General features: G+C 72.2%; 7 protein-coding genes. 3 read left to right on the forward strand and 4 right to left on the reverse strand.

Annotation, left to right across the window (positions count from 1 at the left end):
• Positions 1-1,184 (reverse strand): exo-beta-N-acetylmuramidase NamZ domain-containing protein (locus tag K4G64_RS37420; protein WP_221760327.1); only part of this gene is annotated, 1,184 nt, incomplete at its 3' end.
• 149 nt (positions 1,185-1,333) lie between these two features.
• Between K4G64_RS37420 and K4G64_RS37425 the strand changes: the two genes are divergently transcribed.
• Genes K4G64_RS37425 through K4G64_RS37435 form a run of 3 tightly spaced genes read left to right on the forward strand, consistent with a single transcriptional unit; the run spans position 1,334 to position 4,390 of the window.
• Positions 1,334-2,107 carry an SDR family oxidoreductase gene (locus K4G64_RS37425; protein ID WP_221760328.1) on the forward strand — a complete coding sequence of 258 codons (774 nt, stop codon included), beginning with the start codon at positions 1,334-1,336 and terminating at the stop codon, positions 2,105-2,107.
• Entirely contained in the window at positions 2,104-3,768 is a 1,665-nt protein-coding gene (locus tag K4G64_RS37430; RefSeq protein WP_221760329.1) for a class I adenylate-forming enzyme family protein, read from the forward strand. The genes K4G64_RS37425 and K4G64_RS37430 overlap by 4 nt, the downstream gene beginning before the upstream one ends.
• Before the next feature lie 28 nt (positions 3,769-3,796).
• Positions 3,797-4,390 carry a TetR/AcrR family transcriptional regulator gene (locus K4G64_RS37435; protein ID WP_221760330.1) on the forward strand — a complete coding sequence of 198 codons (594 nt, stop codon included), beginning with the start codon at positions 3,797-3,799 and terminating at the stop codon, positions 4,388-4,390.
• 18 nt (positions 4,391-4,408) lie between these two features.
• Here K4G64_RS37435 and K4G64_RS37440 read toward each other — a convergent pair whose 3' ends face one another.
• Genes K4G64_RS37440 through K4G64_RS37450 form a run of 3 tightly spaced genes read right to left on the reverse strand, consistent with a single transcriptional unit; the run spans position 4,409 to position 7,503 of the window.
• Positions 4,409-4,759 carry an STAS domain-containing protein gene (locus K4G64_RS37440; protein WP_221760331.1) on the reverse strand — a complete coding sequence of 117 codons (351 nt, stop codon included), beginning with the start codon at positions 4,757-4,759 and terminating at the stop codon, positions 4,409-4,411.
• 24 nt (positions 4,760-4,783) lie between these two features.
• Positions 4,784-5,890: a B12-binding domain-containing protein gene (locus K4G64_RS37445; RefSeq protein ID WP_221760332.1), complete on the reverse strand. Its 1,107-nt coding sequence runs from the start codon at positions 5,888-5,890 to the stop codon at positions 4,784-4,786.
• Entirely contained in the window at positions 5,887-7,503 is a 1,617-nt protein-coding gene (locus tag K4G64_RS37450) for a PP2C family protein-serine/threonine phosphatase (protein ID WP_221760333.1), read from the reverse strand. Before K4G64_RS37450 ends, K4G64_RS37445 begins: the two co-directional genes overlap by 4 nt.
• Positions 7,504-7,819: the final 316 nt, after the last annotated feature.

The raw sequence follows: 7,819 nt of genomic DNA on the forward strand, positions 1-7,819 counted from the left end.
TCCCGCCACCCCGCCACCACCTCGTCGGTGTCCGCGCCCGCGTCGATCATCGTCCGCACGAACGTGGAGCCGGTGAGCTTGTCGATCCAGTTGTCCGGGCGCCAGGCGAAACCGCTCCAGACCTGCTTCGCGGTGACGAGCAGGGCGATGCCCGTGCGGACCGGATCGAAGGCGTCCCGGTCGTGCACATGGACCTGCACACCGCCGATCGTCTTCCCCTGGAACTTCGAGAACGTGGGCGCGAACCAGGCCTCCCTGAACCGCACGCCGGGCAGGGCGAGTTCGTTCGCCGCGGCCGCCCAGCGCCGGTCGACGCCCTCCGCGCCCAGCAGTTCGAACGGCCGGGTCGTGCCGCGCCCCTCCGACAGGCTCGTGCCCTCGAGCAGGCACGTCCCCGAATACACCAGGGCCGTGTCCGGCGTCGGCATGTTCGGGCTCGGCGGCACCCAGGGCAGCCCGGAGGCGTCGTAGAAGTCCGAGCGCCTCCAGCCCGACATCGTCACGGTCTCCAGGGCCACGGCCTCGGGCAGGAACTCCTCGTTGAACAGCCGCGCCAGCTCGGCGACGGTCATCCCGTGGGCCTGGGAGATGGGCTGCCGCCCGACGAAAGTGGCGAACTCCTTGTGCAGGACCGGGCCGAGGGCCGCGCGGCCGGTCACCGGGTTCGGCCGGTCCAGCACGACGAACCGCTTGCCGGCGAGCTGGGCGGCCTCCATGCAGTCGTACAGCGTCCAGATGTACGTGTAGAAGCGGGCGCCGACGTCCTGGATGTCGAAGACGACCGTGTCCACGCCGGACGCGGTGAAGATGTCCGCGAGCGCCCGGCCGCTCTTGAGGTACGTGTCGTAGACCGGCAGGCCGGTCGCCGGGTCGTCGTAGCGGCCCTCGGAGCCGCCGGCCTGGGCGGTGCCGCGGAAGCCGTGCTCCGGGCCGAAGACGGCGGTGAGGTCGACGCGGGGGTCGGCGTGCATGACGTCGACGATGTGGCGGGCGTCGCGGGTGATGCCGGTGGGGTTGGTGACGATGCCGGCCTTCTGGCCCTCCAGCAGGGTGTAGCCGTCGTGGGCGAGGCGTTCGAAGCCGGTGCGCAGGTGCCTTTGGCCCTGGGCGGCGGCTGCGGTGGGGGTGGCGGATAAGGCTGCGGCCGCGGCGGTGGTGAGTACGGTTCGTCTGGAAGGGCGCATGCGGTGACCTCCGTGGTCCGTTTTGTGCCGCTTCGTTGTGGCTGATCGCGCAGTTCCCCGCGCCCCTAAGGGTGTTGCGGTTACCCCTTCCTTGAAACATACCGACCGGTTAGTCTGGCGGCATTGCTGAGCCGCGAACGAGGAGACCGATGGTGGGAGCCTTTCAAGAGGCCGGAGTCGTTGTCACGGGGGCGGGCGGCGGGATCGGGGCCGCGCTCGCCCGGCGGTTCGCCGCCGAAGGGGCCCGGGTCGTCGTCAACGACCTCGACGCCGAGCGGGCCAAGCAGGTCGCGGACGACATCGGCGGCATCGCCGTACCCGGCGACGCCTCGGCGATCGTCGCCGACGCCCGCGACGCGCTCGGCGGGAACGTCGACGTCTACTGCGCCAACGCCGGTGTCGCCGCCGACGGGATCGAGCCCGGGCAGCCGCTGGACGAGAAGGCGTGGGCCCTGTCCTGGGACGTGAACGTCATGGCTCATGTGCGGGCCGCTCAGGAACTGCTGCCCGCCTGGCTGGAGCGCGGCAGCGGCCGGTTCGTCTCCACCGTGTCCGCGGCCGGGCTGCTCACCATGATCGGCGCCGCGCCCTACGCCGTCACCAAGCACGGCGCGCTCGCCTTCGCCGAGTGGCTGTCCCTGACCTACCGGCACCGGGGCGTGAAGGTCCACGCGATCTGCCCGCAGGGCGTCCGCACCGACATGCTGGCCGCCACCGGCAGCGCCGGCGACCTCGTGCTCCGGCCGAACGCGATCGAGCCGGAGACCGTGGCGGACGCGCTGCTGAAGGGTATCCAGGCGGACCACTTCCTGATCCTGCCCCACCCCGAGGTCGCCGCCTACCACCAGGCCCGGGCCGGTGACCCGGACCGGTGGCTGTCCGGCATGAACCGCATTCAGCAGCAGTGGGAGGAGGCCCGGTGACCGAGTCCCGTTACGCGGCCAAGCCCTGGCTCGGCCTGCTCAGCGACGCCCAGAAGGGCGAGATCAGCCCGGCCGGCTCCCTCGTGCACGCCCTGCGCGCCGCCGTGGCCGAGACGCCCGGCAGCGACTTCCTGGCCTACTTCGACGGCCGGCTGACCTACCGCGAGGGCGACGAGCTCAGCGACTCCGTCGCCGGCCACCTCGCGGCCCGCGGACTCCGGCGCGGCGACCGGGTCGCGGTGCTGCTGCAGAACTCCCCGCACTTCGTGCTCGCCCTGCTGGGCGCGTGGAAGGCGGGCGCGGTCGTCGTACCCGTCAACCCGATGTACAAGTCGGGCGAGGTGGCCCACGTCCTCAAGGACGGCGAAGTGGCCGCGCTGATCTGCTCGGACCGGGCCTGGGAGTCGTATCTGCGCGAGACGGCCGACGACTCGCCCGTGCGGATCGTGCTCACCGGCTGCGAGCTGGACTTCCAGAGCCGCGACGACGCGCGCGTGCTGACCTTCGAGCGCCTGCCGCAGGCCCCCGACGCCGACGACCTGGTGACCGTGGCACGGGCCGGGCACAAGGCGCCCGAGGACCGTGATCCCGGCCCCTCCGACATCGCGCTGATCAGCTACACCTCCGGCACGAGCGGCACCCCCAAGGGCGCCACCAACACGCACGGCAACATCATGTACAACGCCGAGCGGCAGCGGACCGGCCTCGGTCTGCCCGAGCGGCCCGTCTACTTCGCGCTCGCGCCGCTGTTCCACATCACCGGCATGGTCTGCCAGCTCGGCGCCTGCCTGAACAGCGGGGGCACGCTGGTGCTGGCCTACCGCTTCGAGCCGGGCGTGGTGCTGGACGCGTTCGCCGAGCACCGCCCGCACTACACCGTCGGACCGTCCACGGCCTTCATGGCGCTGGCGGCTCACCCCTCCGTCACCCGCGACCACTTCTCCTCCTTCCGGGTGATCTCCTCCGGCGGCGCCCCCCTGCCGCCCGCGCTGGTGGAGAAGTTCCGGGCCGGCTTCGGGCCGTACATTCGCAACGGCTACGGACTGACCGAGTGCACCGCGCCCTGCGCCTCCGTGCCGCCCGGTTTGGAGGCGCCGGTCGACCCGGTGTCCGGAACCCTCGCCGTGGGCCTGCCCGGCCCCGACACGGTCGTACGGATCGTCGACGAAGCCGGCGAGGAGGTGCCCTTCGGGGAGCAGGGCGAGATCGTCGTCCGGGGCCCGCAGGTCGTGCCCGGCTACTGGCGCCGCCCCGACGCCACCGCCGAGACCTTCCCCGGTGCCGAACTGCGCACCGGCGACATCGGCTTCATGGACGAACAGGGCTGGCTCTACGTCGTCGACCGCAAGAAGGACATGATCAACGCCTCCGGCTTCAAGGTGTGGCCGCGCGAGGTCGAGGACGTCCTCTACACGCACCCGGCGGTGCGCGAGGCTGCCGTCGTCGGAGTGCCCGACGGGTACCGCGGGGAGACCGTCAAGGCGTACATCAGCCTGCGGCCGGACGCCGACACGGACCCGGATGCACTCGCCGCCTACTGCAAGGAGAGACTGGCCGCCTACAAATATCCGCGCCAGGTGGAGATCCTGCCGGACTTGCCGAAGACGGCCAGTGGGAAGATCCTCCGTCGGGAACTGCGTTCCCGTACGCAAGGCAACTGACAGCAGAACGGAAAGGCAGGTGGCGGCAGTGCCCAGGACCACGGACTCGGACGGCACGCCCGTGCCTCAGCGGCTCCTGGCCGCCGCCACCCGGCTCTTCGCCGATCAGGGCTACGACCGCACCTCGGTGCAGGAGATCGTCGAAGCGGCCGGTGTCACCAAGGGGGCGCTCTACCACTACTTCGGCTCCAAGGACGACCTGCTGCACGAGGTGTACGCGCGCGTGCTGCGCATCCAGCAGGAGCGGCTGGACGCCGTGGCCGGGGCCGACGAGCCGGTGGAGAAGCGGCTGCGGCACGCCGCCGCGGACGTCGTGGTGACGACCATCGAGAACCTCGACGACGCGATGATCTTCTGGCGCTCCATGCACCACCTCAGCCCCGAGAAGGACAAGCAGGTCCGCGCCGAGCGCCGCCGCTACCACGAACGCTTCCGCGCGCTCGTGGAGGAGGGCCAGGAGTCGGGCGTCTTCGCAAAGGCGACCCCGGCGGACCTCGTGGTCGACTACCACTTCGGCTCGGTCCACCACCTGTCGACCTGGTACCGCCCCGACGGGCCCCTCACGCCCCAGCAGGTCGCGGACCACCTGGCCGACCTGCTGCTGCGCGCCCTGCGCCCGTAGCGCCCTTCACGCCCCGCCTCAGGTGCGGCCGTGGCCGCTCTCGGCGGGCGGCCCGGACCGCTGGGGGCTCGTCAGGTACTCGTGGGTGCCGGTGAGTTCGAGCAGGCGCCGCAGCGCCGGGCCGACGCCCTCCAGGTGGAAGGCGATGCCGTCCCGGCCGGCGGAGCGGTGGATCTCGAGCAGGGTCGACAGCCCCATGGAGTCGACCAGCTCCAGCTCCCGGCAGTCCAGGTGCAGATCCGTGACCTCCGGGCGGCCGTCGAGGGCGGTCCGCACCCGCTGCAGCAGTTCCCCGCAGGTGTCGTAGTCCAGATCGCCGGTGAGGGCCAGGCGCACGGTGCGCGGGCCGGTGCCGAAGGAGGTGGTCACGGAGTTCGTCCAGCGTCTCGGGGGTCAGGGGCGGGCGGCGAGCGCGGTGCGTCCGGCGTCGAGGAGCCGGCGGGCGCGGGGGAAGTCGTGCAGCTGCTCCTCCAGCAGGTCCAGGCACGGCAGCAGCGAGCGCGCCGGGACGCGACGGGCGGTGAGCACCTCGGCGGTCCAGGCGAGGAAGCCGGTGAAGATCTCGTCGGAGTCGACGTACAGGGCGGCCGTCAGGAAGTTGACGATGTGGGCGATGTCCTCGGCGGTGCGCTCACGCTGCTCGTCGCTGTAGTCCCGCATCGCGGGGATGTGCTGTTCCAGACGCTGGAAGGTGTCGCGCACCAGCCGGGTGGAGGACCTGGAGACCAGTGTGTACTCCTGGTCCCCCAGGTGCGGCAGATCGTCGATCGTCTGGTGGGCGGACACCGGCCGGGTCAGGGGACCGGCCGCGAGCCGGTCCGCCGCCGTGCGGGCGTCGGGCGCCCAGGCGTCGGCGCCCAGCAGGCGGGCGTAACGGCCGTCGGCACCGAAGGCGAGACCACCGGCCATGACCGGGGTGCCGGCGGCCTGGACGGCGGTGATCGCGCTGTGCGCGAGAGGCAGCCGGACGGGCAGCGAACTGGACAGGCACACCGCGTCCGGTCCGGTGCGGTGAATGTGGCTGATCAGATGGGCGGTGGGGACCTGCGCGCCGAGGTAGTCCACCCGCCAGCCGCGCAGCCTCAGTGTCTCGGCCACCAGGCGCGCGGGCAGGGCGTGCCACTCCTGGTCCACGCAGGCGACCGTGATCCGGCCCCGGCTGTTCGCCGGACGCCGGGCCGGCAGGACGGCGATGACCCGGTCGTTGATGGCGGTGGCGGCGTGCTCGTCGGCCACGCTCATGCGGTTGGCCGCCCATTCGAGGCCGACCTTGTGCTGCACGGCGCCGATGACGTCCAGCAGCACCGACTCGGCATCGAGACCCGCCGCCAGGGCGTCGGTGACGACGTCGACGGCCGCGTACTCGTCTCCCGTGCGGACGGCGGCCCACAGCTTGTCGGTCCAGGGAGCGGACGCGGCGTCGTCGTGCGACGCGCCGAGGCGGGCGCCCACGCCGTGGCGGCCCGGTCCGTCGTCGATGTCGGTGATGGGTGCGGTCATGCCGTGTACCTGCCCCGGGTCGCTCCGTCCACCGCACTGAGGTGGGCGCCGCGCGGTGCGGTGATGGCCAGGACGGCGATGTCGTCGTGGCGTCCGTCGCCGATCCACTGCGAGGTGACCATCTGCACGTGCTCCACGACCGCCTCCGCGGGCATCCCGGCGCACTCGGCCGCCGCGCGCTTGAGGCGCTGTTCGCCGAACATGGTGTCGCCCAGCGGGCCGCCCCTGGCCTCGGTGACGCCGTCGGTGAACAGCAGACAGGTTTCCCCCGGCGCCAGCCGGACCCGCGCGGTGCGGGAGGTGATGACCGGCAGGACGCCGATCAGGGTGCCGCCGGTGTCGGCCTCCTCCACGGTGCCGTCCCGCCGGATGATCAGCGGCGCGGGGTGCCCCGCCGATGTGAGCCTCAGGACCACATCGCGCTCCTCACGGCGGACCGAGGCCATCACGAGGGTCGCGAACCGGGTGTGGTGGCTGGTGCGCATCGCGTTGTTCACCAGACGCAGCATCCTGGCGTGGTCGTCGGCCATGGGCAGCAGCGCGTGCAGCGTGTTGCGGATCTTGCCCGTGAGGACCGCGGCCTCCAGTCCCTTGCCGGCCACGTCCCCGAGCACGACCAGGGTCTCCGGGGCGTCCTCGCCGGGCGGATGGACGTCGTAGAAGTCACCGCCGACGCGCTCGGTGTCCCCGCTGGCCCGGTAGCCGCCGGCGAACTCCACGCCCTCCGTCTGCCGCAGGGTGGGCGGCAGGAGCTCCCGCATGAGGGTGTCGGAGATCGAGTTCTGTTCCGCGTAGAGGCGGGCGGCCGACATCGCCGCGCCGGCCCGGGCGGCGAACAGCCCGGCCAGCGACTCCTCGGCCTCGCTGAACGCGTTCTGCTGCGCCCGGCGCAGCAGGATCAGCGCCCCGGCCGGTACGCCGTGGCCCGGCAGCGGTGTGATCACCAGCGAGCCGACCTCGCCGAACCCCGCCGGGGTCAGCCAGTCCGGGGCCGTCGCGGGGTCTATCCACCGTGAGGGCACCGGCGGGAAGCCCCGCAGCGCTTCGGCGAGTCCCGGCACGGAATCCGGCGCCTCGGACACGGTGCTGCGGGTGAGTTCGCCGCGGTGGTCGCAGGCGACCACCGGCAGTGTCTTGGCAGCGGTGGGCGCGATGACCAGCGCGGCGTCGGCCAGATGCTCGGTGGCCAGGCGCGCCGTGACCTCCATGCACCGTTCCAGGTTCAGCGAGGCCAGCAGGGCGCTGGAGGCCTCGGTGAGGAACCGGGTGCGGCCACGCTCGGCCTCCAGCTCTCCCAACGCGGAGCGGTAGGCGGTCTCGTCCAGCAGCCACCAGACCGTGCGGCCGTCCGCCGTCACGGAGGGATGCGCCGAGAACGACCGGTCGCCCACCGTCCCGCTGACGAGGACCGGCCGGGCCCGGTCAGCGCCGGCGAGCCAGGTGGGGGAGGACAGCGGCCGGCCGACGTGCGCCGTGGGCAGCAGAGCGCCGGCCTCGTCGCTGAGCTCCGCGATGTGCCCGTCCGCGTCCAGGACCACCACCGGGAAGGGGGCGGAGGCGACGCTCACCGTGCTCACCGCACCGGTGCGGGGCCTGGCCGGGGAAGAAGTCATGTACGGGGCCCCTACGCGTGACCCACACCTCACTTTGCGAAGACTGGACTGTGCTCGATGACTGGACTGTGCTCGATGCACAGTCCCGCAGTCCGGGTCCGTGGTGCAACCACCGGATTCGCACAGGGACGCGACGAAGAGCGGATCCGTGTCGCATTCGCCCCCGAAACAGGGTTCCTACCCAGACGGCCGCTCACGAGACCGTGCGAAGTTTCACATCCCGTTCACACCCCGGGCGGCCGCATCCGTCCGTCGACGGGAGGGTGCGGCCGCCCGGGGTGTGAACGGGATGTGAAACTTCGCACGGTCTCGTGAG

Origin of the sequence: Streptomyces sp. WAC04114 (genome assembly GCF_019733245.1) — a bacterium.
Classification (GTDB): Bacteria; Actinomycetota; Actinomycetes; order Streptomycetales; family Streptomycetaceae; genus Streptomyces; species Streptomyces massasporeus_A.

Bases quoted from the DNA above. Each gene is read 5' to 3' on its own strand.
- K4G64_RS37425 (WP_221760328.1), top strand. From the start codon at position 1,334: ATGGTGGGAGCCTTTCAAGAGGCCGGAGTCGTTGTCACGGGGGCGGGC.
- K4G64_RS37445 (WP_221760332.1), bottom strand. From the start codon at position 5,890: ATGACCGCACCCATCACCGACATCGACGACGGACCGGGCCGCCACGGC.
- K4G64_RS37450 (WP_221760333.1), bottom strand. From the start codon at position 7,503: ATGACTTCTTCCCCGGCCAGGCCCCGCACCGGTGCGGTGAGCACGGTG.